Origin of the sequence: Paenibacillus sp. BC26, assembly GCF_900116125.1 — a bacterium.
GTDB classification, from domain to species: domain Bacteria; phylum Bacillota; class Bacilli; order Paenibacillales; family Paenibacillaceae; genus Paenibacillus_Z; species Paenibacillus_Z lignilyticus.
Genome location: NZ_FPAD01000001.1, coordinates 1,169,661 through 1,195,485 on the forward strand (window position 1 = coordinate 1,169,661; position 25,825 = coordinate 1,195,485).

Annotated in this window: 26 protein-coding genes; 21 read left to right on the forward strand and 5 right to left on the reverse strand. The window is 52.1% G+C overall.

The window, feature by feature from the left end; translation table 11 throughout:
• Window positions 1-107: 107 nt before the first annotated feature.
• The 4 genes from BM412_RS04830 (at window position 108) to BM412_RS04845 (ending at window position 2,407) form a co-directional block, all read left to right on the forward strand.
• Window positions 108-533, forward strand: a complete 426-nt coding sequence (locus BM412_RS04830; RefSeq protein WP_091214641.1) for a DUF86 domain-containing protein — start codon at window positions 108-110, stop codon at window positions 531-533.
• Window positions 534-624: 91 nt separating this feature from the next.
• Window positions 625-1,293 carry a helix-turn-helix transcriptional regulator gene (locus BM412_RS04835; protein WP_256256120.1) on the forward strand — a complete coding sequence of 223 codons (669 nt, stop codon included), beginning with the start codon at window positions 625-627 and terminating at the stop codon, window positions 1,291-1,293.
• Window positions 1,294-1,431: 138 nt separating this feature from the next.
• Entirely contained in the window at window positions 1,432-1,917 is a 486-nt protein-coding gene (locus BM412_RS04840; RefSeq protein WP_091214644.1) for a hypothetical protein, read from the forward strand.
• A gap of 70 nt (window positions 1,918-1,987) precedes the next feature.
• Window positions 1,988-2,407 carry a YtxH domain-containing protein gene (locus tag BM412_RS04845; RefSeq protein WP_091214647.1) on the forward strand — a complete coding sequence of 140 codons (420 nt, stop codon included), beginning with the start codon at window positions 1,988-1,990 and terminating at the stop codon, window positions 2,405-2,407.
• A 76-nt stretch (window positions 2,408-2,483) separates the two neighbouring features.
• On the opposite strand, the gene BM412_RS04850 is transcribed toward BM412_RS04845, so the two are convergent.
• Complete coding sequence (locus tag BM412_RS04850) at window positions 2,484-3,389, reverse strand: AraC family transcriptional regulator (RefSeq protein WP_091214650.1); 906 nt, start codon at window positions 3,387-3,389, stop codon at window positions 2,484-2,486.
• Window positions 3,390-3,564: 175 nt separating this feature from the next.
• On the opposite strand from BM412_RS04850, the gene BM412_RS04855 reads away from it, so the two are divergent.
• The 6 genes from BM412_RS04855 to BM412_RS04880 all read left to right on the forward strand — a co-directional run bounded on the left by BM412_RS04855 (window position 3,565) and on the right by BM412_RS04880 (window position 8,159).
• Window positions 3,565-4,863: an alpha-glucosidase/alpha-galactosidase gene (locus BM412_RS04855; protein WP_091214652.1), complete on the forward strand. Its 1,299-nt coding sequence runs from the start codon at window positions 3,565-3,567 to the stop codon at window positions 4,861-4,863.
• Between the two features lie 212 nt (window positions 4,864-5,075).
• Window positions 5,076-5,885, forward strand: coding sequence for a glutamate racemase (racE, locus tag BM412_RS04860; protein ID WP_091214654.1), 810 nt, complete (start codon window positions 5,076-5,078; stop codon window positions 5,883-5,885).
• A 128-nt stretch (window positions 5,886-6,013) separates the two neighbouring features.
• Window positions 6,014-7,234, forward strand: a complete 1,221-nt coding sequence (locus BM412_RS04865) for a M14 family metallopeptidase (RefSeq protein ID WP_091214657.1) — start codon at window positions 6,014-6,016, stop codon at window positions 7,232-7,234.
• Between the two features lie 25 nt (window positions 7,235-7,259).
• Window positions 7,260-7,499, forward strand: coding sequence for a hypothetical protein (locus BM412_RS04870; RefSeq protein ID WP_091214659.1), 240 nt, complete (start codon window positions 7,260-7,262; stop codon window positions 7,497-7,499).
• Between the two features lie 107 nt (window positions 7,500-7,606).
• Entirely contained in the window at window positions 7,607-7,909 is a 303-nt protein-coding gene (locus BM412_RS04875; RefSeq protein ID WP_091214662.1) for a heme biosynthesis protein HemY, read from the forward strand.
• Window positions 7,910-7,934: 25 nt separating this feature from the next.
• Window positions 7,935-8,159 carry a YuzB family protein gene (locus BM412_RS04880; RefSeq protein WP_090982961.1) on the forward strand — a complete coding sequence of 75 codons (225 nt, stop codon included), beginning with the start codon at window positions 7,935-7,937 and terminating at the stop codon, window positions 8,157-8,159.
• Between the two features lie 77 nt (window positions 8,160-8,236).
• On the opposite strand, the gene BM412_RS04885 is transcribed toward BM412_RS04880, so the two are convergent.
• On the reverse strand, window positions 8,237-10,243 hold the full coding sequence (locus BM412_RS04885; RefSeq protein WP_177245668.1) for an LTA synthase family protein: 2,007 nt from the start codon (window positions 10,241-10,243) through the stop codon (window positions 8,237-8,239).
• A gap of 26 nt (window positions 10,244-10,269) precedes the next feature.
• Window positions 10,270-11,433: a THUMP domain-containing class I SAM-dependent RNA methyltransferase gene (locus BM412_RS04890; protein ID WP_091214668.1), complete on the reverse strand. Its 1,164-nt coding sequence runs from the start codon at window positions 11,431-11,433 to the stop codon at window positions 10,270-10,272.
• Window positions 11,434-11,560: 127 nt separating this feature from the next.
• Between BM412_RS04890 and BM412_RS04895 the strand changes: the two genes are divergently transcribed.
• Window positions 11,561-12,187, forward strand: a complete 627-nt coding sequence (locus BM412_RS04895; RefSeq protein WP_091214670.1) for an O-methyltransferase — start codon at window positions 11,561-11,563, stop codon at window positions 12,185-12,187.
• A gap of 662 nt (window positions 12,188-12,849) precedes the next feature.
• On the opposite strand, the gene BM412_RS04900 is transcribed toward BM412_RS04895, so the two are convergent.
• Complete coding sequence (locus BM412_RS04900) at window positions 12,850-14,073, reverse strand: MFS transporter (RefSeq protein WP_091214673.1); 1,224 nt, start codon at window positions 14,071-14,073, stop codon at window positions 12,850-12,852.
• A 184-nt stretch (window positions 14,074-14,257) separates the two neighbouring features.
• Here BM412_RS04900 and hemE point away from each other — a divergent pair, with 184 nt between their 5' ends.
• The 6 genes from hemE (at window position 14,258) to BM412_RS04930 (ending at window position 21,641) form a co-directional block, all read left to right on the forward strand.
• The gene (gene hemE, locus BM412_RS04905; protein WP_091214676.1) at window positions 14,258-15,334 is read left to right on the forward strand and encodes a uroporphyrinogen decarboxylase; all 1,077 of its coding nucleotides are present in this window, start codon (window positions 14,258-14,260) and stop codon (window positions 15,332-15,334) included.
• Window positions 15,327-16,256: a ferrochelatase gene (hemH, locus tag BM412_RS04910; RefSeq protein ID WP_091214679.1), complete on the forward strand. Its 930-nt coding sequence runs from the start codon at window positions 15,327-15,329 to the stop codon at window positions 16,254-16,256. Before hemE ends, hemH begins: the two co-directional genes overlap by 8 nt.
• A gap of 32 nt (window positions 16,257-16,288) precedes the next feature.
• The gene (hemG, locus tag BM412_RS04915) at window positions 16,289-17,764 is read left to right on the forward strand and encodes a protoporphyrinogen oxidase (protein WP_091214682.1); all 1,476 of its coding nucleotides are present in this window, start codon (window positions 16,289-16,291) and stop codon (window positions 17,762-17,764) included.
• Window positions 17,765-17,938: 174 nt separating this feature from the next.
• Window positions 17,939-19,030: an endospore germination permease gene (locus BM412_RS04920; protein WP_091214684.1), complete on the forward strand. Its 1,092-nt coding sequence runs from the start codon at window positions 17,939-17,941 to the stop codon at window positions 19,028-19,030.
• A gap of 47 nt (window positions 19,031-19,077) precedes the next feature.
• Window positions 19,078-20,481, forward strand: a complete 1,404-nt coding sequence (locus tag BM412_RS04925) for a spore germination protein (protein WP_256256121.1) — start codon at window positions 19,078-19,080, stop codon at window positions 20,479-20,481.
• Window positions 20,478-21,641 carry a Ger(x)C family spore germination protein gene (locus BM412_RS04930; RefSeq protein ID WP_091214691.1) on the forward strand — a complete coding sequence of 388 codons (1,164 nt, stop codon included), beginning with the start codon at window positions 20,478-20,480 and terminating at the stop codon, window positions 21,639-21,641. The genes BM412_RS04925 and BM412_RS04930 overlap by 4 nt, the downstream gene beginning before the upstream one ends.
• A gap of 81 nt (window positions 21,642-21,722) precedes the next feature.
• Here the strand turns inward: BM412_RS04930 and BM412_RS04935 are convergent, their stop codons facing one another.
• Window positions 21,723-22,262 carry a phosphatidylglycerophosphatase A family protein gene (locus BM412_RS04935; protein ID WP_091214694.1) on the reverse strand — a complete coding sequence of 180 codons (540 nt, stop codon included), beginning with the start codon at window positions 22,260-22,262 and terminating at the stop codon, window positions 21,723-21,725.
• Between the two features lie 132 nt (window positions 22,263-22,394).
• Here BM412_RS04935 and BM412_RS04940 point away from each other — a divergent pair, with 132 nt between their 5' ends.
• The 4 genes from BM412_RS04940 to BM412_RS04955 all read left to right on the forward strand — a co-directional run bounded on the left by BM412_RS04940 (window position 22,395) and on the right by BM412_RS04955 (window position 25,808).
• Complete coding sequence (locus BM412_RS04940) at window positions 22,395-23,447, forward strand: GerMN domain-containing protein (protein ID WP_091214696.1); 1,053 nt, start codon at window positions 22,395-22,397, stop codon at window positions 23,445-23,447.
• Window positions 23,448-23,642: 195 nt separating this feature from the next.
• Window positions 23,643-24,389 carry a ribonuclease PH gene (gene rph, locus BM412_RS04945; protein WP_091214699.1) on the forward strand — a complete coding sequence of 249 codons (747 nt, stop codon included), beginning with the start codon at window positions 23,643-23,645 and terminating at the stop codon, window positions 24,387-24,389.
• On the forward strand, window positions 24,386-25,030 hold the full coding sequence (locus BM412_RS04950) for an XTP/dITP diphosphatase (protein WP_091214701.1): 645 nt from the start codon (window positions 24,386-24,388) through the stop codon (window positions 25,028-25,030). The genes rph and BM412_RS04950 overlap by 4 nt, the downstream gene beginning before the upstream one ends.
• Before the next feature lie 166 nt (window positions 25,031-25,196).
• Window positions 25,197-25,808, forward strand: a complete 612-nt coding sequence (locus BM412_RS04955) for an ATP-binding protein (RefSeq protein ID WP_091214703.1) — start codon at window positions 25,197-25,199, stop codon at window positions 25,806-25,808.
• Window positions 25,809-25,825 lie beyond the last annotated feature (17 nt).

Here is a 25,825-nt window from a genome sequence, read left to right on the forward strand (position 1 = left end):
TGACCTACCTGATCGTCGTGATCATCAGTGCGATTGTCATGACGGTCTGGTTGAAACGCAAAGCACGTAAGAACAAGAGGTAATAACGGAACAGGGGTTTTGCAGGTATGTATTATGTGAACCGCGAGCAGCTGGCTGTGCGGCTGTCCGTCATTCCGGACGTCATAGCTGCGCTGACGCAGCTGGAGAAGAACTGGGATGGCGGCTTGATGCAAGGTCTTGCTCAGGAGCGCGCATTGCATTTGGCCATTGAAGCCGTGACAGATATCGGAAGCTATCTGATTGACGGATTTATTATGCGCGACGCAAGCAGCTATGAAGACATCGTAACGATTATCGAAGGGGAGCGCGTATTCCCGGCGGAGCTGCAAGAGACGCTGATTGAGCTTGTTCGGCTGCGCAAACCGCTTGTACAGGATTATTTTGAATGGAACCGATCTGAGCTCCATCCCTTAACGGCGCTGCTGCCGGTAACGCTGACGGCGTTCAAATCCGCTGTAGAAGCGTATCTCGTCCAAGAGCTGGGCAGTTAACTGCCGGAGGCTGTTGTCGATTTACGAATCAGCGAAAATGCGTTACAATGACGACATTAGAACGCGCTGTAGTGCCGAAGGTGGTGAGGGAATGGAACAGGATGGAACTCCGATGAGCATGCAGAAGGAGCCTCTGTTTAGGCTGGAAGGCTCGACAAGGCAAACCGTCCTTACGCTGCTCAAAACAAACGGACAGATGAATGCCGGTGAGCTGGCAAAGCATCTGCAAATTACGGAAATGGCTGTGCGCCGCCATCTCAGCACGCTTGAGCGGGACGGTCTTATTGCGCCGACCATTGTGCGTCAGGCAATGGGGCGACCGACCCATATGTTCCGTCTAACGGAACAAGCCGAGCTGTTATTCCCGAAGAACTACCATGTTCTCGCACTGGACTTTCTGGAAGAGCTGGAGGATGATCCCGAGACGGCTCTTATCGTTGACCGATTGTTTGAAGGCCGTAAACGCAAGCTGATCGAACGTTATGCCTATCGCATGGATGGGAAGTCGCTGGAGGAGAAAGTAACCGAGCTTGCTTCGATTCAGAACGAGGGCGGTTACATGGTATCGCTCGAGAACGACGAGAACGGACTTGTGATGCACGAATACAATTGTCCTATCGCTCAGGTCGCGAATCGCTATCAGCAGGCCTGCCAATGTGAGCTGTCGTTATTCCGGCAGCTGCTTGGAACGGACGTGGAACGCACGGAATGTTTGGCTAAAGGCGGCGGCAAGTGCAGCTACCGAATCGCAGGTGTATAAGCATAAAGAGGTGTTAGGAGATGGTCCTAACGCCTCTTTTTTTTTCGCGTGTTGTGTCAAAACAAGCCCATGCTGGGTATTATGTCAGTAAGAAATGGGCAATAGCCCGCAAGGCAGTACGTTAGGAGGTGTCCGCTCATGGATCGGATATGGCTTGAGGGAGCAGCGGTTGCTGCTTTCGTCGCATTGGTAATTGGGATTTTGCTCTGGCTGCGTTCAGCGGATCGCAAGCTGGGGAAGCTGATTCAAACAGCCGAAGCGATGGAGCAGTATACACAGCATGCGGCAGCTCAGGTGACTGCGCTGATGGATCCGGTGACCGCAACTGTCAGAACCGTGCAGAAGCAGCTGGACGGCATGTCCAAAGTGGCAGAAGCGACGAAACGAATCGGCGATGCGGCGAATCAATTGTCCTTCACCGTGAATCGGGTTTCCACAGACCTGAACGAAACGGTGGAACGACATGCTGCAAAGTCAGGCGAGAAAGTGAAGCATGGCATCACGGAAGCGCTTGACTGGGCTGAGGTCAGTTATGCGGTGTGGCAGTTTTGGCAAAACAAACGGAAAGATAGCCGCTCCTCTGCATGCTCGAGCTATGGCCAAGGGCAGGATACTACTAACTAATTATACAGCCGCTATGCTGCTGCGTGTTCGAAAGCAGCGCAAGCCGCTGTACCAAAGGAGTGTATTGAAGATGGCAAAAGTCAGTGGAAAGAAAAGTTTCTTGGTTGGTGCAATTGCAGGTGGCGTAATTGGTTCCGTAACAGCTCTGTTGCTCGCTCCTAAATCAGGCCGTGAACTTCGTAAAGATATCGCAGACGGAACACAGGTTGTTTCCGAGCACACCGTTCGTATAGCCGGTCAAGTAGGCGACTCTACGACTCGTATCGCCAAACAAGTAAGCGGCGGCGTAACGGTAGCGGCAAGCAAAGCGAAAGAAACGGCAAGCACTGTCCTTGACAATGTTCGCAGCTGGCGCCAAGCCGGCAAAGAAGAGGTAGAAGAAGTGCTGGATGATGCCGGAGACCTGGTGCAAGAAGCAGGAGAAGCCGTTCAAGATAAGGTTGAAGAGTTAACGCAAGACCGCAAAGAAGAGCTTCAAACCATTAGCTAATGCAACTACTTACATTGTGCAAGACCAAGAAGGCTTCGCCGCATCGATTATGCGGCGAAGCCTTCTTGCGTGTATGCTATTTGAAGTTTCTGGCGTGCAGACGGTATTCGGACGGCGAGTACCCGAATGTTTTGCGAAACTGCTTGGAGAAATAGAGGGCATCGGTGTAGCCAACGGAAGAAGCGACCTGGTCGATCGACAAGTGATTCTGGCCATTGAGCAGCTCCTTCGCTCGCTCCATCCGTACCTTGAGCAGAAACTGCATCGGAGACACGCCTGTAACTTGCTTGAACATTTTGGATAAATGCGTGCGATGGTAGCCTAGGCTTCGCGATAAATCCTCGATCGAAATTTGCTGTGCATATTGGTAAGACAACCAGCGCACCGCCTGTTTTATTTGCCTGTCGATGTCTGACACGATGGCAATGGTATTAAAGGCGAGATTGCCTGCATTCAACAGTCCAAGCTCCTTCAGGAAAATACGCAGCAGCCCGTTGGCTTCCAAATCGGCAAGCTCCGGGAACGGAGTTGACTCCAGCGCGCCTCGAATTTTGCGATATAACGCTGCAAGCGGACGAACATCGTCCGTATGAACGATGGGGCGTGCGGGGGAGAAACCGAGCGTCAGCAGCAGATGCTCGGAGATATGGCCTTTGAAGGCAACCCACATGTAATGCCACGGTTCTTTCTCGTCGGCTCGATACGTGAACAGCTCATCCGGAAAAATAATAAAGGTATCGCCTTTGGCGCACGAGTACCGGACACCGTCGATTTCGAACGTTCCGCGGCCGGAGAGAACGGTGTGCACGAGGTAATAGTTATGAACGGCAGGTCCGATGAAATGGCCGGCAACCGGTTTGCCTTCCCCGCTGAAGAGCAGCGACAATTCACCTTGAGCCGGCTGCGTATTGTTATAATCCGTAAATTTATAATGATCGGAAGTGCGGTGCTGATTTGTATTCTTACTGCTTGCGGTTGGCATGTGCAGCGCCCCAATCCTCATTAATTCAGTAGGATAATTGTAGATCAAAAAACTACAAATGTACATATAAAACATGCTTTATTTCCTACTCAATCCGCTATTCCCTGCACTATAGTAGAGAAGAGAAGAAGACATTAATCCGCTTACAAGGCGGACCATTTTCAAGGAGGATACGATGCCGAAAATTACTTTTATCGGAGCAGGAAGCACAGTGTTTGCAAAAAACGTACTTGGTGATGTATTGCATACACCGGCGCTCCAAGGATTCGAAATCGCTTTGTTTGACATTAACCAAGAACGCCTGTCCGACTCCGAAACGATGCTGAACCATATCAAGAATACGTGCGGAAGCACTTCCACTATTAAAGCGTACACGGATCGCAAAGAAGCGCTTCGCGGTGCCAAATACGTCGTTAACGCCATTCAAGTCGGCGGCTACGATCCATGTACGATCACAGACTTCGAAATTCCGAAGAAATACGGCTTGCGCCAAACGATCGCGGACACAGTAGGAATTGGCGGTATTTTCCGTAACCTGCGTACGATTCCGGTCATGCTTGATTTTGCCAAGGATATGCAAGAAGTGTGTCCGGACGCATTGTTCCTAAACTACACGAATCCGATGGCGGTTCTGACCAACGTGATGAACACGTACGGCGGCATCAACACGGTCGGCCTCTGCCATAGCGTTCAGGTTTGCGTGGATCACCTCTTCGACAACCTTGGCATAGATGCGACAGGCGTGAAATCCAAGATCGCCGGTATCAACCATATGGCTTGGCTGCTTGAAGTTTCCAAGGACGGCGTAGACCTGTATCCGGAAATCAAGCGCCGCGCTCGCGAGAAGCAAAACGAGAAGCACTGGGACATGGTCCGTTTCGAAATGATGCTCAACTTCGGTTATTACATTACCGAATCGTCCGAGCACAACGCCGAGTACCACCCGTACTTCATCAAGCGCAATTATCCGGAGCTGATCGAGCGCTTCAATATTCCGCTCGACGAGTATCCGCGCCGCTGCATCGAGCAGATCGGCAACTGGAAGAAGCTGAAGCAAGAGCTTGTCAGCAATCCGGAACTGCAGCATAAACGCACGCATGAGTATGCCTCGTATATCTTCGAAGCGATCGAAACGAACGTTCCGTTCAAAATCGGCGGTAACGTCATGAATACGGGCCTAATCACCAACTTGCCGAAAGAAGCTTGCGTAGAGGTTTCCTGCCTTGTTGACCGCAATGGCGTAACGCCGACATTCGTTGGCGATCTGCCGCCGCAATGTGCTGCGCTTAACCGCACGAACATCAATACGCAGCTGCTCACAATCGAAGCTGCGATGACAGGCAAACGCGAGCATATCTATCATGCGGCAATGCTTGATCCGCATACAAGCGCAGAGCTTTCGATGGATGATATCAAAGCAATGTGCGATGATCTGATCGTGGCACATGGCGACTGGCTTCCAGCTTACAAATAAGCCATACCTATAGACAAAGCCGCTCCGGCTGCTCGAGCTCAATTAGATGCTCTGGCAGTTGGCGCGGCTTTTGCTTTATTTTCGGGGATGTACCGGCATGGCGACGATTGTTGAACCTTGTCTAGTTTTGCGCTAAGATGTAGGTACCTTTTCAGCATCGTATTCATATTCTATTGAAGTCCTGCCAAAACGTTCAAGAAAGCGGTGTGTCTGTGCAACAACCGATCGCAATATTGGATTCTGGTGTAGGCGGTTTAACAGTCGTCAAAGAGGTCATGCGCCAGCTTCCCCGGGAAAAAATCATGTATTTCGGCGATACCGCCCGTACCCCGTACGGCCCGCGGCCAGCTGAAGAGGTGACTCGGTTTACTAGGCAAATCGTTGAGTATTTAATCCAATATCGACCGAAAATGATTGTTATCGCCTGTAATACGGCAACGGCTGTCGCACTTGAAGATATCCGCTCCCGTGTCGCCATTCCCGTGGTCGGCGTCATTCATCCCGGCGCTCGCGCTGCAAATGGCCGCACGCAAACAGGGATTGTCGGTGTCATCGGTACGGAAGGGACGATTCGCAGCAGCGCCTACGAATATGCGCTTAAGCAGCTGTCACCGAACATCGAAGTGATCAGCCTGGCGTGTCCGCGGTTTGTTCCGCTTGTCGAACAGGGGAATTTCCGCTCGAAAGAAACGCAAGAAGTGGTGGAATCGTCATTGGCCCCACTGAAGAAACGCGACATCGATACGTTAATTTTGGGGTGTACCCACTATCCGTTCTTATCCGATACGATTGCTTCGGTAATGGGCGATGATGTGGCACTGATCAGCTCGGCGGATGAAACCGCTCGCGAAATCAGCACGATTCTGCATGATCGCAATCGATTGACGCGAGACGGAGATCTACCCGTGCATCAATTCTTCTGCAGCGGGGACCCCCGCATGTTTAGGAAGATTGCCCAACAATGGTTAGGTGAGCAAATCGAACTAACGCCTGTCGTGTGGCAGGTGCCCAATATCGTATAGATGTTCCGCCAACAAGCAGAGCCGCCTCGAACAGTCACATGATGACCGAGGCGGCTCTTTCCTATGAATTGGCATGCCGGGCGGAACATTGGCATAGCATGTGACTAGACCAATTCAGAGGTGATCACATGCTGCATCCTTATGTTGTTCAAACCGGTGATACGCTGCTGCGAATTGCGCGCAGCTTTGGCATTAATCCCGAAGCTCTGTTAGCCGCTAATCCGCGTGTACTTGCGAGTGAACGATTGATACCCGGACTGCTGCTTGCAGTACCCGCACAGCCAACCTTTACTTATCGGGTCAACGCCGGTGATACGCTGCTGCGTATTGCGGCTCTTTTTGCTGTTTCCACTCATGCGCTCATAGCGGTGAACAGTCATATCGATCTCACCTTCTTACAGCAAGGTCAGCTCATTTGTATTCCGGTAGGAGACACTGATCGCATCGTGAATGGAAAGGCTGAATATGGTGCAAGAGAACTTGAGACGGATATCGAGCAGCTTCGGAACGGCTATCCGTTTCTGCTGCGCAGACGAATCGGGCAGAGCGTCATGGGCAAACCGATTACCGCGATCGGCCTCGGCGAAGGAGCTTCCAAATTGCATATCAATGCAGGTATGCATGCAAATGAATGGATCACGACACCGCTCTTAATGACATTCGCAGAGGATCTGGCCCGGGCGGCAGCGTCTGGGACCCGAATATGCGGCGCCGACATCAGGCAGCTGCTGCGCCAAGTTACATTATGGCTTGTGCCGCTTGTTAATCCCGACGGAGCGGAGCTGGTCCAGGAAGGCATGAGCGAGGAGCATCCGTATTATCATGAGCTGCTGGACTGGAACCGCGGTTCAACCCGGTTCTCGAAGTGGAAGGCGAACATTCGCGGCGTCGATTTGAATGATCAGTTTCCGGCTTTCTGGGAAGTCGAAGCGGAGCGGCGTGACGCGGCAGGACCGGGTCCGCGGGATTATCCCGGGCCGCAGCCGTTATCGGAGCCGGAGGCACAGGCGCTTGCCGCCTTTACCGAGGAGGAGCAATTCGACCTCGTCGTTGCGCTGCATACGCAGGGGCAGGAGATCTATTGGAATTATCGCGGCTACGAACCGCCTGCGGCGGAGTTGATTGCAGCGAAGCTGGCCAAAGCGAGCGGCTATAAATCGGTGAAGCTGACAGGCAGCGATGCCGGCTACAAGGATTGGTTTATTCAGGACTACCGGAAGCCGGGGTTTACCGTTGAGGTCGGTTACGGGGTGAATCCGTTGCCGCTGTCATCGTTTCACGAACTGTACGACGAGCTTAAACCGCTGCTCATTACTGCCATGGAGGCGTCCGTTCCGGATATGCTATAATAGACGGAAGAAGGAGGCGGTTCCCATGAGGAAATTGCTTTCACTCCGCCACTGGCGGACTGTGTTTGTCCGAATCTACCGCTTGCTTATCGCAAGGGAAGTTCGGCTGACGGACAAGCTGCTCTATATTATTCCCGTGCTGCTGTACTGGGTTATGCCTGACGTGCTGCCGTTTCTGCCAATCGATGATATCGCGGTAACGATGATTGCCGCCGAATGGTATACACGCTACATGGAACGCAAATACAGCGATCGATTGAGATAGCGGTTGAACAATGCTCCTCGTTTCTTTACAATAGGAGAGATGATAAAAGCAGGAACGCCGGATAAACGCAATACGGCTGCATCCATAAATAAGGAGATGACTCGAAGATGAAATGCAAAATTACGCGCAACGCCGCGAAAGTGCTTCGTGAAGAAGTGGACAACCCTGAGAACGAAGGTAAATTTCTGCGTATTTTCATTACGCATTCGCACGGCGATCATGCCCACTACGGCATGAAGATGGACGATGCTACAGACAATGACGAAATCATTGAGACGGATAAAGACATCAAGGTTGTGCTGGAGAAAGGTGTAGAGCTGCTGGACGGTGTCCGAATCGACTACTTCTACGTACCTCAGGAAGGCTTCATGATTTCCAACCCGACTAAAGGCAACCACGGCGACCATTAATTTGTAAACGGTTAGGGAGAGAAACATGGCTAACGATATTCTCATTTGCGATAAATGCAAACATATGCGTACGAAATCCATGCTGCCGAAGCTTGAGCAGATGGCACCAGGCACGGAAATCAAAGTCGCGTGCAAATCGTACTGCGGTCCATGCTCGAGATTTGCTTTCGTCTTCATTAACGGCCGCTATATTACGGCGCCTACTGAGGATGAAGTTATCGAGAAGGCACGCAAATATGTGAAGAAATAAAGTGAAGAACCCCCGGTAGGCTTCTGAAGTGAAGCTTGCCGGGGGTTCTTTTCGATTAACGCGATGGCGAAACGCTGCTATGGACTGTGAATCGCCTTGACCAGGTCATGCTCGATCACGAGATCAGACGCTTCAAGCTCAAGCCTCGCAGCCGTGGCACCAGCGGTGCACGCACTCGGATCAGATACGGCCAGTCCCGTAGTGAAGGCGTAACACTTACTATGCTGAGGCAGTCCATCCTCTGCGGGCAGATAGAGGACGGCTCCATCCGTGAATGCACCGTTACGGAACACGATCCGCTTCTGATGCTGCTGCGCATCGGGCTGCGCAGTAATCAGCGGCGTTCCGATCATCGTTTTATCGGCACCGGAGATTCCAAGAAGATGGAGAACGGTTGGCGTAATGTCCAGCTGCCCGCCGACCTGCTCGTAGTTACCTGCCCTCTCATCATGGGGCAAATGCACGACGAACGGAATGCCTTTCAGAATTCGGAATTGTTCGGTCTCGTTTAAGGGATGACCGAGGAACGTTTCGAAGGGTTCCCATTCCCGGATGGAATTATCGTGGTCGCCGTAGAACATGAATATCGATTGATCCCACAATCCCGCTGCCTTGAGCTCATCGATCAAGCTTCCGATCGCAGCATCCACATAGTGAACGGCCTCCAGATAGTCGCCGAAGATGGTGTTCTTAAAGCTTCCTACATCCAGCGTTTGCGCTGATTTCGGCAGTTGGTAGGGATGGTGGCTTGACAGTGAAATGAGGAACGAATAGAAAGGCTGCTTCTCGTCCTTCATCCGATCCACGGACTGTTTAAAGAAGGATTTGTCGCCCAGCGACCAGCCGATGGGCTCATCGATTTGATAGGCGTTTTTGCTAAAGAAGGTATCGTACCCTAATCGGTCGTACATCATGTTGCGATTCCAGAAGCCCCCGTCGTAGGCATGAAAGACGTTGGCGGTATAACCGTGGTCTTTCAACGTCTGCGGCATACTGTCGAAGTCATGCTGGGCATAACGGATGAAGACGGAGCCCGTAGGCAGCGGCTGAAGCGACACATTTGCCGCCAGATCGGCATCCGATGTGCGCCCCTGAGCGGTTTGATGATAGAAGTTGCTGAAATAGACCGATGACCCAAGCAGCTTATTGATGTTCGGCGTTACCTCGGCGCCATTAATGCGCTGGTTGATGACGAAGCTCTGAAAGGCCTCCAGCTGAAGCAGAATAACATTCTTGCCTTTATATTTGCCAAACAGAGCATCCGATTCGAGTGCCTTGCGCTGAGCGGCGCGAGTCTCAAACCATTGTTTCGCCTCCGCCGTCTGCTCGGCAGTAACGGTGCTGTCCTGCAACCAATGCTCATTCGCATAACGATACAGATCATAGCCATGGAAGCCGAGGACGCCGGTTACATTGTACAGCGACAGGTTCCACCAATTGCCCGTAAAGAGCTCCGCTGCCCAGCTTTGTTTGGCTTTATGAACAGGCACGTAAACGAGCATAAATCCGATGATAAATACGACCAGTCCTGCAGCCAAACGACGAATGGCGATACGGAGCCGATTCGGTTTAAGGTAGGAGAGCTGCATTTGGTTTCCTGCGTTTCTACGTATCCGTATCCGGAAGAAGGTGAACACGGCAAGAGGGAGCAGCAGCACCCAATCCGCGAAAAACCACAGGTCTACACGGCTTAGTAAGGAATCAATGCTTTCCCCGAGTGCACCCACCTGTCCGGCTTGCATTAATACAGGAATCGAGATGAGATCCTGAAAGTAACGGAAGTAGATGAGATCGGAATAGATGATTGCGGTCAGGATGACGTTTAACAAAATCAGCGTAATTCTGCGGCCCTTTGGCGGGAGCCATAAGGTCCAGAAGGATGCGAGCGCCAGTGTTCCGGCCGCGGTCATTACATCATCGCGGTTCATCGCCATGTTCGGCACATGGACCAGCCGGTCGAACAAAACAAGCTTAATCAGCATGAGTCCGATGAAGAGCAGCGGCTCAAGCACGATAAGGAGGGGAATAGCATAAAACGACGTCCGTTGCCGGCGCCGTTTTATGCTTCGAGATGGTATAGTCATCGATTGGGTAATTCCTTTCAGAGCAGCTACGATTTGGAAGGACTGTCCGTTTTGTTGCGCGGAGGCAGCGGTCCAAAATACTGGTAGTACGTACATTCAATGCGGCCGTTGAATAGTTTCCGTTTCTTGTCCGCTTTGCGGCCGATCGTATCCTCGAACGTGCGGGATTGCGTCAAAGCGAACATCGACCAAGTCGGGATATAGAGCGAGCTTAGTCCGAGCTGTCTGATCGCTTTCTCTGCTTCGTCTTCGTCGCCAAGCCGTGCTCCATATGGAGGGTTGGTGATGATGCAGCCATAGTCGCCTTCCGGTTTCACGCGGGAAACCGCCATCTGCTGCAGCTTGATTTCCTTCGCGAAGCCTGCTTTCTTCACGGCAGCTTCTGCGATTTCGAGCGCGCGCGGGTCGATATCCGATCCCGTAATGTGAAGCGGGACGTTGTCCTTCACCGAGTCGAAAGCTTCCTCGCGGGCTTGCTCCCACAGCTCTTCCGGGATGATGGACCAGCCCTCGCTGTTAAACGTACGGCGAAGTCCCGGTGCGATGTTCCAGCCGATCATGGCGGCTTCGATCGGGATGGTGCCGGAACCGCAGAACGGATCATACAGCGGCCGTTCGGGACGCCATCTGCTGAGCAGAACCATTGCCGCCGCCATCGTTTCTTTGAGCGGTGCTTCCGTTACAAGCTTGCGGTATCCGCGCTTATGAAGGCCGGGGCCGGTAGTGTCCAGCGTCAGCATCGCCACGTCATTCAGCAGCCATACTTCAATGACGTAGCGCTGCCCGTTGTCCTCGTGGAACCACTCGGTGCCGTAGACCGATTTCATTTTCTCGACGATCGCTTTCTTCACGATACTTTGGCAGGCGGGCACGCTGGTCAGCTGCGACTTATGCGAGCGCCCTTCCACCGGAAATTCAGCATCCTCGGGAATCCAATCCGGCCAATTGACCGCCTTGGTGCCTTCGAACAATTCTTCAAACGTTCTGGCGGGAAATTCCGCCATCTTGATCAATACGCGGTCGGAGGTGCGGAGCCATAGATTGGCGCGGCAAATATCAGCCAGCCCGCCGGTAAAAATAACGCGTCCGTTCTCCACTTTCTGATCGGTATAACCAAGTTCCAACAATTCGCGTGCGACGACCGCCTCCAGCCCCATAGGTGCTGTTGCAATCAGCTGCAGTTTGTCCATTCGTGTATCACTCCGCCTTCACGACTCCGGTTGTTTCCGGTCCATAAAAATCATACAATCAAGTATAGGTCATCCAAGGGATTAATTACAAACATTACATTCGTTATTATGGAGAGGAGCAGGAACGATGTCGACGGAACAGTATGTGGAACGACTGCTTGGGGAAGATGCGGATTTGGCTCGGGTGCATCAGACGATTCAACAATTAGGGATGCCGGAGATCTCGATTGCGGCCGGTTATGGCCGTCTGCTAACGATGCTTGTTCGGATGTCCGGTGCAAAAAATGTGCTGGAAATCGGAGCGCTTGGCGGTTACAGCGGGATTTGCCTTGCCAGAGGCTTATCCGATGGCGGGCGCCTGACTTCGCTTGAGCTGCTGCAGAACTATGCGGATGTGGCGCGCGGAAGCTTGGAAGCAGCAGGTCTGGGGGATCGCGTGGAATACCGCGTCGGGGATGCCAAAGAGAGTTTGGCTGTACTCGCGGAAGAAGGACGCAAATTCGATTTCTTCTTCATCGATGCGGACAAAGAGAGCTATCCGCTCTATCTGGAGTGGGCGATCAAGCTCGCCAACCCGGGCGCTGTGATCACGGGAGACAATGCGCTGCTGCACGGCAGAACGGTCGACCCGGAGAAGAACGGACCTTCGGTTCTCGCTATGCGCGAGTTCAATGCATCGATGGTGAGTGACGAGCGGCTCATCGGTACGCTGCTGCCGGCTTATGACGGCCTCGCTGTTGCGGTTGTGAAGTAGGAGTATTGAAGTGGCTGGGCATATCCGATGCTCAGCCACTTTTTTTGTTTGATTTGGAATTGAGGGAACCCCGTTATGCGAGGTGCTTCGTTCGGCTAGTTGCTAGTGCACCGGGCATGCAGAATGCAGAATGCGCTAACGAATCGTACAGGTCTTATTTGTCCATAAATGGCTCGGATAAAAAGCTAACGAATCGTACAGGTCTTATTTGGTGGTTTTTGCAGTGTGAGGAGTCAACAGGAACCAAATAAGGCTTCTACGATTCGTTAGAATCTCGTAGCCCCGAAATAGCGATGAATAAGGCTTCTACGATTCGTTAGCGTTCGCAGTTGGAGAGATGACGGTGCGAATTAACCGATTCGTGATTCAGAGTGCGCAGGCGAGGATGCGAGATCAGGGAGGTGGATGCGAAGTGAGATGCGGGAATGTGTGATTCGAGATGTGGAGGCGAAGTGTGAGATGCTGGAAAGTGTGATGTGAGATGTGGAGGCGAAGTGCGAGATGCAGGAATGCGAGCGCGGGTATGCGATTTGCCGCTTGGCGGAGGGACGCGGCAAGCAGCGCCTGGCACGCTGCACTCGAACGTTCCGCTCCCCCGCGAGCTAATCACAACTTTCGCCAACAGCAAAAAGCTGGCACAGGGCTCCCCCCGTGCCAGCCTTCTATTCCTGTTTTGCGCCGCCGGACGCAGCCCGCTTGGATACCAGCGTCTGTCTGACCCATACGGCATTGATTACAAACAAGGCCGAGGAGATGAGAAATACGCCGCGAATCCCTGTCCAGCCTGAGATGAAGCCGCCTACGATCGGACCGATCATGTTGCCGAGCGACAGCATGCTGCTGTTGATGCTGAACGCCCGGCTTTCCATGCCGTCCGGCGTGAATCGGCGAACGAGCGAATTGACCGACGGGATCAGGCCGCCCAAGAAGCAGCCTTGCAGCAATCGGAAGAGCAGCAGCTGCCATACGGAACCCGCAAATGCTTGCGGGATGAACATCATCGCAGCTCCAATCAGCGAGATGCCGAGGATGCGCTCTTGGCCGATTCGGTCGCTCAGCCTCCCGAGCAGCGGTGAGGCGACCATATTGGAGAGCCCTGCCGCGGAGCCGACGAATCCGGCCCAGAACGCCAGATTGACGACCGTACCGTGCAAATCCTGCACATAGAGCGGCATGAGCGGCATTGGCCCGATTATCGCAAACTGCAGCAGGAACGTTACGGCGAAGAGGGACATCAGCTGCGGCACTCGCGAGAGTTGGCGAAAGCCGTCAATGACCGACAGGTTCGGACGAGCCGCCGCCTCTTGCCGATCGAAACGCTCCCGAACGATGAAATAGGCCAGTAAGGAAGCTAAGAACAGCAAGCTGCCGGTTAAATAGAAAATCGGTCGATACCCGACAGCATCCGCGAGCAATCCGCCCATGAACGGCCCGAGGATGCTGCCCGCGATTCCGCCGGACTGCAGCGTCCCCATAGCGAAGCCCATCCGTTCCTTCGGCGTCGACACCGAGATGAGCGAGACGGCTGCCGGATTGAAGCCGGAGATGGTGCCATTGACCATCCGCAGCAGCAGCAAATGCCACGGAGACGTAGCGAAACCCATAAGGATCATGACGATGGCCATACCGAAGCCGGAGCGAAGCAGCATCATTTTGCGTCCATAGCGGTCTGATAGTTTTCCCCACAGCGGTTGAAAGAGGAAAGCCGTCACAAAGTTGCCTGCAAATATGACGCCGGCCCAAGTCGCAATCTCATGTTTATCGGTTAATCCGATGCGTTCCGACTGCAAATAGAGCGACAAAAAAGGGATAATCATCGTCATTCCGCCCATGACGAGAAATTGACCGAACCAGAGGACGGCCAGATTTTTCTTCCACTGTTCCATTGCGTTTCTCCAATCATAAGTCTCAGATTTGTTAGGCTGTAAACATCGTAACGACAGTATAACATAGCCGAAACCTAACATTGTCATATGTTTGTCAATGATAGCAGGGGGCGGGCGGTTGTTACACTTCGGCAAAAAGGGCATAATGGAAACGTAGGGAAAACGATAGAAATGGGGAACTTCAATGAGCTACAACGACCGATTCATCCGCGCGTGCCGAGGAGAACAAGTCGATCGCTTACCCGTCTGGTATATGCGACAAGCGGGACGTTACGATCCCGATTACCGTAAAATAAAAGAAAATTACTCGCTGCTCGAAATTTGCAAGAGACCGGAATTGGCTGCCGAGGTAACGCTCATGCCGATTAAGAAGCTCGGTGTGGACGCAGCTATTTTGTATTCCGATATTATGAACCCGGTCGCGTCAATCGGTATCGATTTTGACATTGTGGCTAATGTTGGCCCTGTCATTGCGAACCCGATCCGTTCGGCAGCGGACGTGGATAAGCTGAAGCCGATCGATGTGGAAGGCGATTTGTCGCATGTCCTGGAGACAATCCGCATCTTGGATCGCGAGCTTGACGTGCCGCTGATCACGTTTGCAGGCGCACCTTTTACCATTGCCAGCTACTTGATCGAGGGACGTCCGTCGAAGTCATACATCAGAACTAAGTCTCTCATGTACTCTGAACCGGCTGTTTGGTTCAAGCTGATGGACAAGCTTGGGGATATGGTCATTGCTTATCTTCGCGCGCATATCGGCGCCGGCGGCAAGGCGTTCCAGTTGTTCGACAGCTGGGTAGGCGCGCTTGCTCCGCATGATTTCAAGACGTTCGTGCTGCCGACGATCGAACGGATTTTCAGCGAGCTGTCGGATTTGCCGCAGCCGAAAATTTACTTCCCGGGCGTAGCGTCGGGTGAACTGCTACCAACCCTGACGAATGTCAAAGCCGATGTGATCGGATTGGACTGGCGCGTGCCGATTAATGAAGGACGCCGCAGACTTGGCGGTTCTTTCGCCGTTCAAGGGAATCTAGATCCGTATGTCCTCACTGCACCGATGGAAGTCATAAAGGAACATGCCAAAGCAATTATTGATGAAGGTATCAAGCAGCCGGGCTTCGTGTTCAACCTGGGACATGGTTTATTCCCGGAAGCGTCGCTCGACAAGCTGCGCGAGTTGACCGAATATGTGCATGATTACTCCGCTGAGGCGATCAAAGCGTTAGGCGGCAAGCAGGAGGAGCTTCGCCATGGCTAACGGTAAAATCGGCGTGCTCGTGATGTCGTACGGAACGCCGGAGAGCATGGACGGAATCGAAGAATATTACACCCATATCCGCAGAGGCCATGCGCCGACACCGGAACAGCTGGCTGAGCTGAGCAGCCGTTACGAAGCGATCGTCGGCGGCGTGTTCCCGCTGCGCGAGAATACAAATCGTCAAGTGGCGGGTTTGCAGGCTGCGCTTGACGCTGCGGCACCCGGCCGTTATAGCTGTTATCAAGGCTTGAAGCATGCCAGGCCTTATATCGAAGATGGCGTGACAGCTATGGAAGCAGATGGCATTAAACATGCGGTTGGTATCGTACTGGCGCCGCACTACTCCACAATGAGCGTCGGCAGCTATATGAAACGCGCGCAAGAGAAGGCGGAAGAGTTCGGCATTCAATTTGCAACGGTAGACAGCTATCATACGCATCCGAAGCTGATCGAAGCGCTTGTGACACGCGTCAAAACCGCTTATGAAGCGCTGCAAGACGTTCAGCCTGTGAAAGTGCTGTTCAGCGCGCACAGCCTGCCGGTCAAAATCCGCGAGATGGATGATCCTTACGAGCAGCAATTGCTGGAGACATCCAAGCTTGTCGCGGATGGTGCCGGTGTGACGGACTGGCAGTTTACATGGCAGAGCGCGGGCCGCACCCGTGAGCCATGGCTTGGACCGGATATCCTCGAAACGATGAAGGAAACTGCTGCTGCGGGCTATAAAGGCGTGCTGGCTGCTCCGATTGGTTTCGTATCCGAACACTTGGAAGTGCTCTACGATGTTGATATTGAAGCGCAAGCCGAAGCCCGTGAACTGGGGATTAAGCTGCAGCGTATTGAGATGCTGGGCACAGATCCGCTTTATATGGACACCTTGGCCGATTCCGTTCAGGACGCGGCAAGAGCGGTTTTCGCTTAGCGGATAGCGTTATTACAGAGGAGATGACTCGCATGCGGGGGAACGGTAAGCTTGATCGCTTTGTCGTTATCGGAGGCGGTATCAGCGGACTCAGCTCCGCTTTTTATTTGCTCAGGGAAGCGAAGCAGCGCGGCCGGGAAGCGGTCATTACGCTCGTGGATCCATCGGAGAGAATCGGCGGCAAAATCAACACGCTGCGGCGCGACGGCTTTATCATCGAGCGTGGTCCGGATTCCTTCCTGGCACGTAAGACGCCGATTATTGATTTGGCCTACGATCTTGGCATCGAGCATGAATTGACCGGCACCAACCCGGCTGCCAAGAAAACCTATATTCTTCATCACGGTAAGCTGCATGCCATGCCTCCGGGTCTCGTGCTTGGAATACCGACGGAAATTGCACCTTTTGCCAAGACGAGCCTGCTGACATGGAAAGGCAAGCTTCGTGCCGCGATGGATTTCGTATTGCCTGCGAGTAAAGAAACGGGCGACGAATCGATCGGAGACTTTCTGTCTCGTCGATTGGGAAGCGAAGTCATGGAGCGGGTTGCGGAGCCGCTGCTTGCGGGTATTTATGCCGGCGAGCTGCGGAATTTGAGCCTCGCCGCGACATTCCCGCAGTTTCGGGATGCGGAGCGCAAGCACGGCAGCTTGATTCGAGGGATGCGCGCCAATAAGCGGAAGGCTGCTTCAGCGCCGCCAAGCGTGAGCAGAGTGCCTGCAGCCGTCAAGAACAGCATGTTCCTGACGTTTAAGGGCGGACTTGCCACGATGCTGGAAGCGCTGGACTCAGCGCTGTCCAAGGTGGAACGTCGTATGGGACGGAAGGCAGTCGCTTTCCGCCAGAACGATCCCGACGAGCATGGTGAAGATTCCGCGCCTTATGAAGTGCTGCTGAGCGACGGCGAGATACTGGAGGCAGATGGCATTGTCATTACAGCGCCTGCTTATGATGCCGCGGACTTACTGGAGCCGCACATGAATGTTGATGCGCTTCGCGACATTCGATACGTATCGGTAGCGAACGTCGTCATGGCCTTCGATAAAGCTTCGCTTGGCGTAGATTTCGATGGTTCAGGATTTGTTGTACCGCGCTCGGAAGGTACTACGATTACAGCTTGCACATGGACATCGGCCAAATGGCTGCATGCCAGCCCGAGCAATAAAGTGCTGCTTCGCTGCTATGTCGGCCGCGCCGGCGACGAAGCCGTCGTCGATTTGCCGGATGATGTATTGAAAGAAGCCGTTCGGAGCGACATTCGACTGGTAATGGGAATAACGGCTGAGCCGTTGTTCACCGAGATTACTCGTCTCCATCATTCCATGCCGCAATATCCGGTCGGTCATCTTCAGAAGACCGCGCAGCTTCGCACGAAGCTGCGTGCGAAGATGCCCGGTGTATGGTTAACCGGCGCCGCATTCGATGGTGTCGGGCTGCCGGACTGCATCCGCCAAGGGAAAGAAGCCGCTTCAGGCGTCTACAAGTCGCTGTTGGGCGAATTTAAATAGAAGACCGCCATCACGAGTAAGACGGTGGCGGCGATCTTATACAAACTTCTAAATAACGAAAGAGTGTCGACATCGTCGACGCTCTTTTTTTGTGCGCGTCGATATCTAGCTTCGGATTAATTTGGGAATTCAGGTAAAGATAAACACAAATATCGTTAAGGTGTGAAACGAACCATGCGCCAAAGGAAGCTCTCGGTCTTACAAGTAGCTCTACTCCTTCTAACTACTACGGTGATAACGAATCAAAATATGATCGTCCCGCTGCTTCTGGACTCCACCGGAAGAGATGCGTGGTTAAGCGTCCTGTTGGCTTTTGTCCCCGGCATTCTTTTGTTAGGCGTAATCAAGCATATTATGACAACGACCGCTCAAGAAGCTATTATTCCATGGGTAAAACGTAATTTTGGCGCTTTCGCGAGTGTGTGTCTCGTTCTGATTCTATTTCTTTATTTATTCTCGAGTTCTCTCATTGCATTAAAGGATACGACCAATTGGGTTGATGTGACGTTTCTGCCGGAGACGCCCGGTTTCGTGATCGCCGCGGCTTTGACCGCCATCTGTTTCTTTGCCGCTTATGCCGGACTGTGGTCCATCACGGTTTGTGCGGGGATTTTGCTTCCGTTTGTTTTTGTGTTCGAAGGTTTTATGGTAACAGCGAATATTCAATTTAAAAATTTTCACTATATTACACCGATGTTGGCAAATGGCGTTGCTCCCTTGTCGCATGGACTCATTTATTCAACCAATGGGGTCCTTGAGATCCTGCTGCTCCTCTTGATCCAGCAGCACTTGAAGGAGAAGGTGCGCTATAGCTCATTAATTATTCTGCTGATTATTACCGTTGGTATGATTCTCGGGCCGCTGCTGGAATCCATCTTAGACTTCGGACCCACCGAAGCGGCAAGACAGCGTTTTCCGACCTTCGAGCAGTGGGGACTTGTCACTTTGGGCAAAAATGTCTCTCATTTGGATTTCTTATCGATCTTCGAATGGTTAAGCGGTTCTTTTATCCGAATCTCCTTGTGCATGTATTTGATGGTGGAGCTTCTTCAACTGAAGAAGGCTGCCATTCGCAAGCTGATACTTTATTTGATTACGATCATTATGTTTATCGTTCCGTTCCTGCCGATCAGCGATGCATTGTTCGTATGGTTTTTGCGTGAGTTTTACTATTCGTATTTATTGCTCCTAATTGTGGTCATGGTCTCTTTGTTGTTCTTGTTCTCCATCATCGTACGCGTGAAAGAAAGGGTGAATCCGAGTTAATGGCGGTTGAGCTGGACCATCAATCTATCGAAAAAGCGTTGCGTACAATGTTCAATCGCAGCTCGGATGTCATCATCCAGCGTGTTCGCTTATTGAGCGAAGATGAGAGCTGGGAAGTGCTGTTGATTCACTGCGAGGGGTTATCGGACAGCAAGCTGATCGATCAAATCGTAATGCCGCAGCTGGAGAAGCTATCGGTGGATCAAGTTGTGGACGGTAAGATCGGGAACTTATCCTTCCAACCGCTGGAAAACAAGGAACAGGCCATTGTAGATGCCGTATTCTCGGGAAAGCTCCTGCTATTGTTCGATAACAACAGCTCCTTATTTATGCTGGATATCGCCAACCCCCCTCAGCGCCAGCCGGAGGAATCCAACACGGAAGTATCGGTTAAAGGTCCAAGGGACGGTTTTACGGAACAGATTTCTACGAACATCGCGCTAATCCGTAAACGGCTTCGCACGGAATCGTTGTGCTGTGAGAGCTATGTGATTGGCCGAAGATCTCGGACCAAGGTGGCTCTTCTTTACGAAGCCGATATTATTAATCCGGATATTATTGATATGGCACGCCAACGGATTCAAAAGATTGATGTTGATGCTCTGGTCAGCAGTGAAGAGCTCGCCGAATCGATTTCGGATTCGCCGTTTGGCTTGTTCCCCTTAGTCGATTACATCGGACGTCCGGATTTTGCGGTGGAAGCCTTGCTGCGGGGACGATTTATCGTAATCGTGGATGGAACGCCAATGGTGTTAATTGCGCCTACTACGCTGTCCTCCTTGCTGAAGACGCCTGAAGATATTCATGCTTCCTATCTATATGTAGCCTTCGAATCTCTACTGAGGTATATAGGACTGTTCCTGGGAATATTGGTTCCCGGTTTCTACATTGCACTGACTACGTTTCATATGGATCAAATCCCCATTACAACCTTAGCTAGCGTAATAAACGTTCGAAGAGGCCTGCCAATTCCGGCGCCTTTGGAAGCTTTCCTTATGCAAATCACGTTTGAGTTGTTTCGCGAAGCGGGAATCCGACTTCCTAAAGGGGTTGGACAAACGGTGACCGTCGTGGGCGGACTGTTCATCGGACAAGCTGCAATCGAGGCGGGTTTGACCTCTCCGGCAATGCTGGTCGTTACCGCGATGTCGATGGTCGCTACCTATACGTTGGTCAATCAATCACTTGGCGGGTTGGTTACGGCGCTGCGATTGTTTGTTTTAGGTTGTGCTGCTTTTTTGGGTATGTACGGTTTTTTTCTGGGGCTACTCGCGATTCTCTTGTATACATCTACACTCGAATCCTTTGGCGTCCCATATTTGGCTCCCATGTCGCCACCGGTATTTAAAGATTTGCTTATGGCACTCATGACCAAACCGAGAACGCTTAACCGCACAAGACCCCTCATTTACAGAACGGGAGACAGCGATAGAAAGGAGAAAGGAACATGAACAGATCAGTCGGAGTTCTAGGTATGACCCTATGCGCCTGTATAATGCTTACGGGATGTTGGGATGTGAAGACGATCTCCGACTATAATTTCGTAACTGCACTGGGCATTGATTATTCGGAAGGCAAATATAAGATCTATACGGAGTTAATGGATTTCGGCTCGATCAGCAATCAAGATGAAGGCGGAGACGGCGGGGGAGAACGAGCGACGGTCTGGGTAGGCAAGAGCGAAGGAGAGACGCTGTTTGCGGCAATAAATGAATTATATAAAACGGGGCAGCAAAGCTTGTATTGGGATCATCTGATGGCGATTGTTTTAAGCGAGAGAGTGCTCCAGAAAGATATCAACCGTTTTATTGATTCGATTCCCCGATTTCCGCAGATTCGGTATAATTCATGGATCTTCGGGACGCATGAGTCCATTGATGAGTTATTTAAGCATTCCACTTTTTTTAACTTCTCCCCCATTTCGAATCTGCTGCACAATCCGGTAGTGCTTCATAAGCAATTGTCGGTTATCGCACCGATTCGGCTGAATAAAGTGTTGGCCAATGAAGGGGAGCCCGGAGAAACGGATCTTATTCCTACATTAAGTATCGATAAGAAAGATTGGGAGGATAACGATAAGCCACAGCCTGTTTTATTCATGAACGGTGCATTTGCATTGAATAACGGCAAAGCGCAGCATAGCTTCACCGAAAAACAATTAAATGGCGTAAAGTGGATCCAACCGCAGATGAAACGGGCCGTTATCCCCGTTGTACGGAATCATAAAACAATCGGAATGGTTACCCTATTCAATCCGAAAAAGAAAATCCATATTGCGGTTGAGGGTGGAAAGCCGGTATTTACGATGGATTTGAAGTTCACGGGTATCATTGAGGAAATGTTGGACGATTCGCCGGTCGACATCATTAGGGAGAAGGCCGAAATGGGAATACGCAATGAAGTTCTAAACACCTTTAAGAGCGGGATCGCAAAACATGTAGATCTGTTTGGTTTGGAGCAGACTCTATATCGGAATAAGAATAAAGAGTGGAAAAAGCTTAGCGCATCGGGCATCGGCGGTGAACGGATGTTGACGGAGGATTCCTTGAAGAAGGTGAACGTTCAGGTGAATATCCTCCATTCCGGCATGAATGACATGGCTCCGCATTAGCTTGTTGGGGTTAAAAGAAGAAGCTTACCGCTTCGCCGAGTATGCTCGGTGCGCGGTAAGCTTCTTTGATTGGGGTTTCGATTAATCGATCGGAGGCCCGACTCTCCCTTCACGCTCCGCCTGCTTTCGGTGAGCGACCCGGCTGCTTGCGGCAGCCGCGATGGCGCCCACGATATCGTCGAGGAACGTGTGGCACTGCGCATCTTCTTTATCGTTCAGATGCTTCAGTATGCCTGGTTTTAATTTATCGACATAGCCGAAATTCGTAAAGCCGATACTGCCGTAAACGTTCACGATGGACAGGGCGAGAATTTCATCGCACCCGTAGAGCCCTTCGTCATTTTCTATCATTTCTTGAAGCGGCGACAGCAGCTTGCCTTCCTCGGCAAGCAGATCCAGCTGGATGCCGGTCAAGATGGCGTTCTGCACCTCGCGCTTGGTGAGCACGGCTTCCACATACATTTCGCATTCCTGCATCGTGAGCTCCGGATAATAATCCTTCTGCAGAAATAGAACCAGCTCTGCGATTTGCGGGATCTCGACACCGCGTTTTGTGAGCCATTCCCGCGTCGCTTCCGCGATTTTCGTACTATTTAAGCGGTATTCACTGGACTTCGTCATCGCTACACCCCTTGTCTCAAAATGGTGGACAAAACTGGTCTAATTGATTTGGAGGGCTCGTATATATAGTACTACAAAAGCAGAACTTGTACCAAAGCAAACGAACTATTCAAATGGGGAGGAAAATGAACAATGACTTACAATCGACTGTTGCGCCGGGCTGCGCTCGCCGGAGTGCTTGCTTTGCCCATTTTGACGACCGGCTGCGGATTATTCTCTCAGCCTGCCAGTGAATCGATCGATCCACCGCAAAACAGTACGCAAAACGTAGACGCCGACCTTAATGCAGGACAAACTGTAACCGAGGGCGATCAATCGCAGATGACGCTGTATCTGAAGGACCGCAACGGCTTGCTGGCACCGGTCACGGTAATGGCAACGCTCGGACCGGACGAGAAGCTGGGACAGAAGGCGCTTGAGATGATGGTGGAAGGCGGCGCTTACGAAAGTGAAATTCCGGATGGCTTCGAAGCGGTGCTGCCAAAAGGGACAACGGTGAAGGGGCTGAACATCGTTCCGGATCAGAAGCTTGCCGTTGTTGACTTCACGAAATCATTCGCCGACTACAATGTATCGGACGAGCGTAAAATCGTTGAAGCCATAACATGGACGCTGACAAGCCTTGAAGGCGTGCAAAACGTCGAAATCGATCTTGAAGGGCAGAAGCTGAGCGAAATGCCGCAGGATGGATTGCCAATCGACGATCAGCTGACGCGTGCGGTCGGCATTAACCTTGAAGCAGCGGATAATGTGGATTACAGCCAATCGACGCCGGTTACGATCTACTTCTCCGCTGTTACACCGGATAACGTACAATACTATGTACCGGTGACAAGACTCGTGACGCGCTCGAACAACAAAGCGAAAACAGCGATCGAGCAGCTGATTAGCGGACCGCTAAACGATCTGCCGCTTAAAGCCGTAATGACGCCTGATGTACTGGTCAAGAATGTCACGAAGAAGAATGACGTTGTGACCGTCGAGCTGCAAGATGACAGCTACCAGCAAGGTCAGCAGGAACCGGCCGAAATGCTGCAGGCAGTCGTACTCGCTCTGACCGAGAACACGGGAATGAGCAAGGTTCAAATCAAGCTCAATGGCAAAACAGACTTCGTGGATACGAACAACCAGTCTTACAGCGAGCCGGTCAGCCGACCTGAGCATGTGAACGCATTTAAATCCTAATCAAGCCTCTTGAAAAGAAGACCTGCCGCGATGCGCGAATGGCGCGCGCGGCAGGTCTTCTTTTGTTGCGCCACCGTTTGCCCTGTTTCAGGGGACGGGTGCTTTTCGAGCGCCAGTTTGGTAAAATAGGTTAGATTGCGCTTGCGCCAAGATATGGCACATGAAATTGCTGCAGAAAGATGGAGGCTACACATAATGAGAATAGATGGACGTCAGGCAAACGAGCTGCGGCCGGTTACAATTACGATGAATCCTAATAAATATGCGGAAGGCTCCGTGCTGATTGAATTCGGCGATACGAAAGTGCTCTGCACGGCTTCTATCGAAGAGCGCGTTCCGCCTTTCATGAAAGGACAAGGCAAAGGCTGGATCAACGCGGAATATTCCATGCTCCCGCGTGCCACCCAAGTGCGGAATCAACGGGAATCGGCAAGAGGAAAGCTGACGGGCCGCACGATGGAAATTCAGCGCTTGATCGGCCGCGCACTGCGTTCGGTTGTGGATTTACAAGCGCTTGGCGAGCGGACGATTACGCTGGATTGCGACGTGCTTCAAGCAGACGGCGGCACACGCACGACATCGATCACAGGGGCGTTCGTAGCTCTGGCGCTGGCCGTACATAAGATAAACAGCAACAATGAGTTCGCCAAATACCCGCTGACGGATTTTCTTGCTTCGGTTAGCGTAGGCGTGATTGGCGAGCGTACGCTGCTTGACCTGAATTACGATGAGGATTCCAAAGCGAAGGTTGATATGAATGTGGTCATGACCGGAGCGGGTAAGTTCGTAGAGGTGCAAGGAACCGGCGAGGAGTCGCCTTTCTCGCGTGAAGAGTTCAACGAGCTTCTGGCCAGCGCAGAAGAAGGTATTGCCAGCCTGATTGCCAAGCAGCGCGATGCGCTGGGTGCAATGGGCAGCCGTATCGGGAATGCTAAGGCATGAAGCAGGGCGACACGGTAGTTGTAGCGACCAAAAATGCCGGCAAGGTGCGCGAGTTTGCGCATGCCTTCGGCAAGCTCGGCATGCAGGTCGTCAGCATGTTCGATTACCCCAATCTGCCGGATGTGGTGGAAGACGGAACGACGTTTGCGGAGAATGCCCGCAAGAAAGCGAAGACAGTTGCCAAGGCGCTGGGACTGCCTGTGCTTGCCGACGATTCCGGTCTTCAAGTCGCGCGCCTCGGCGGCGAGCCCGGCGTGTACTCCGCGCGATATTCGGGCGAAGGTGCGACAGATGCACGCAATAATGAGAAGCTGCTGCAGGAGCTGGCTCGCCTAACCCCGGCAGACTCCGAACGGGAGCAGCTCGCGGATGGCACGAAGCTGCTAAGCGAAGCGAATTTCATTTGCACGTTGGCATTATATGATCCGGCCACAGAAGCTTTTATTGAAAGTGAAGGCGTGGTTAACGGATATATTATGGACCGTCCCAGAGGAAACGGCGGCTTTGGGTATGATCCGTTGTTTTATTTGAAATCGCAAGACAGAAGCATGGCGGAGCTGACGACGGAAGAGAAGCAGGCGATCAGCCACCGCGGCACAGCCCTCGTTGAACTGCTGGAGAAGATTGCGGTAAGCGAGTAGCGGCAGAACGCCATAGCAGCTACGTGTAAGGAGTTCGCAAATTTGCGGACTCTTTTTTTATAGGCTGTTTTCCGCTAAGAGGTAAATGATCCTTCCTTACAGAATTAATGATTAAACTTCAGAGGCGTGTGCGGAAACCTTATTCGCGGTTAAGAGGTGATCGGTTATGTCCATGCAAGAAGAGCTGCCACCGGCTGTATCCCGAAGTATTGAACAGCTGGAACGTCATTATTTTGTAGGCAGAAAGCACGAGATCCGATTATTTCGGAAAAGATTGAAGGAGAGGTCGCCGAAAGGACGCATATTGAATGTTCACGGAACAGGCGGCGCGGGCAAAAGCTTCCTTCTCGCTGAATATCGCCGGCTTGCCGAGCGAGCCGATGCCAGGTTCGTTCTGATGGACTGCCGCACGATGCCGCGAAACCCCGGTGAATTCTGTCTCTGCCTGCATCGGCTGATCCAACCGAATTCACGGAAAACGCGCCGGCGTTTGACGGATAGTCCGAGCTTTAACGTGAAGATGGATTTTGGTTCGATGTACAATAAACTGCATCTGATGCTGGTAGGTAAAGATGATCTGACCGTCAGAGTGTATAACAGCAAGAAGCAGCAGTTGACGGAAGATATTCATCTTGCAAAGGACGAGGTTACGGAAGTGGATATTGATTTGCAAGGCAGCGACGGCATCATGGTCTACGGCTTCGGAGGCAATGTTAATCAGATCATTGGACCGTTCATATACATCTTAAAAGACAGCTATGTGTCAAACGACAACTAGCATGAAGTAGGATGAGG

Bases quoted from the DNA above. Each gene is read 5' to 3' on its own strand.
- BM412_RS04830 (WP_091214641.1), top strand. From the start codon at position 108: ATGTATTATGTGAACCGCGAGCAGCTGGCTGTGCGGCTGTCCGTCATT.
- BM412_RS04835 (WP_256256120.1), top strand. From the start codon at position 625: ATGGAACAGGATGGAACTCCGATGAGCATGCAGAAGGAGCCTCTGTTT.
- BM412_RS04840 (WP_091214644.1), top strand. From the start codon at position 1,432: ATGGATCGGATATGGCTTGAGGGAGCAGCGGTTGCTGCTTTCGTCGCA.
- BM412_RS04845 (WP_091214647.1), top strand. From the start codon at position 1,988: ATGGCAAAAGTCAGTGGAAAGAAAAGTTTCTTGGTTGGTGCAATTGCA.
- BM412_RS04850 (WP_091214650.1), bottom strand. From the start codon at position 3,389: ATGCCAACCGCAAGCAGTAAGAATACAAATCAGCACCGCACTTCCGAT.
- BM412_RS04855 (WP_091214652.1), top strand. From the start codon at position 3,565: ATGCCGAAAATTACTTTTATCGGAGCAGGAAGCACAGTGTTTGCAAAA.
- BM412_RS04865 (WP_091214657.1), top strand. From the start codon at position 6,014: ATGCTGCATCCTTATGTTGTTCAAACCGGTGATACGCTGCTGCGAATT.
- BM412_RS04870 (WP_091214659.1), top strand. From the start codon at position 7,260: ATGAGGAAATTGCTTTCACTCCGCCACTGGCGGACTGTGTTTGTCCGA.
- BM412_RS04875 (WP_091214662.1), top strand. From the start codon at position 7,607: ATGAAATGCAAAATTACGCGCAACGCCGCGAAAGTGCTTCGTGAAGAA.
- BM412_RS04880 (WP_090982961.1), top strand. From the start codon at position 7,935: ATGGCTAACGATATTCTCATTTGCGATAAATGCAAACATATGCGTACG.
- BM412_RS04885 (WP_177245668.1), bottom strand. From the start codon at position 10,243: ATGACTATACCATCTCGAAGCATAAAACGGCGCCGGCAACGGACGTCG.
- BM412_RS04890 (WP_091214668.1), bottom strand. From the start codon at position 11,433: ATGGACAAACTGCAGCTGATTGCAACAGCACCTATGGGGCTGGAGGCG.
- BM412_RS04895 (WP_091214670.1), top strand. From the start codon at position 11,561: ATGTCGACGGAACAGTATGTGGAACGACTGCTTGGGGAAGATGCGGAT.
- BM412_RS04900 (WP_091214673.1), bottom strand. From the start codon at position 14,073: ATGGAACAGTGGAAGAAAAATCTGGCCGTCCTCTGGTTCGGTCAATTT.
- hemE (WP_091214676.1), top strand. From the start codon at position 14,258: ATGAGCTACAACGACCGATTCATCCGCGCGTGCCGAGGAGAACAAGTC.
- hemH (WP_091214679.1), top strand. From the start codon at position 15,327: ATGGCTAACGGTAAAATCGGCGTGCTCGTGATGTCGTACGGAACGCCG.
- hemG (WP_091214682.1), top strand. From the start codon at position 16,289: ATGCGGGGGAACGGTAAGCTTGATCGCTTTGTCGTTATCGGAGGCGGT.
- BM412_RS04920 (WP_091214684.1), top strand. From the start codon at position 17,939: ATGCGCCAAAGGAAGCTCTCGGTCTTACAAGTAGCTCTACTCCTTCTA.
- BM412_RS04925 (WP_256256121.1), top strand. From the start codon at position 19,078: ATGTTCAATCGCAGCTCGGATGTCATCATCCAGCGTGTTCGCTTATTG.
- BM412_RS04930 (WP_091214691.1), top strand. From the start codon at position 20,478: ATGAACAGATCAGTCGGAGTTCTAGGTATGACCCTATGCGCCTGTATA.
- BM412_RS04935 (WP_091214694.1), bottom strand. From the start codon at position 22,262: ATGACGAAGTCCAGTGAATACCGCTTAAATAGTACGAAAATCGCGGAA.
- BM412_RS04940 (WP_091214696.1), top strand. From the start codon at position 22,395: ATGACTTACAATCGACTGTTGCGCCGGGCTGCGCTCGCCGGAGTGCTT.
- rph (WP_091214699.1), top strand. From the start codon at position 23,643: ATGAGAATAGATGGACGTCAGGCAAACGAGCTGCGGCCGGTTACAATT.
- BM412_RS04950 (WP_091214701.1), top strand. From the start codon at position 24,386: ATGAAGCAGGGCGACACGGTAGTTGTAGCGACCAAAAATGCCGGCAAG.
- BM412_RS04955 (WP_091214703.1), top strand. From the start codon at position 25,197: ATGTCCATGCAAGAAGAGCTGCCACCGGCTGTATCCCGAAGTATTGAA.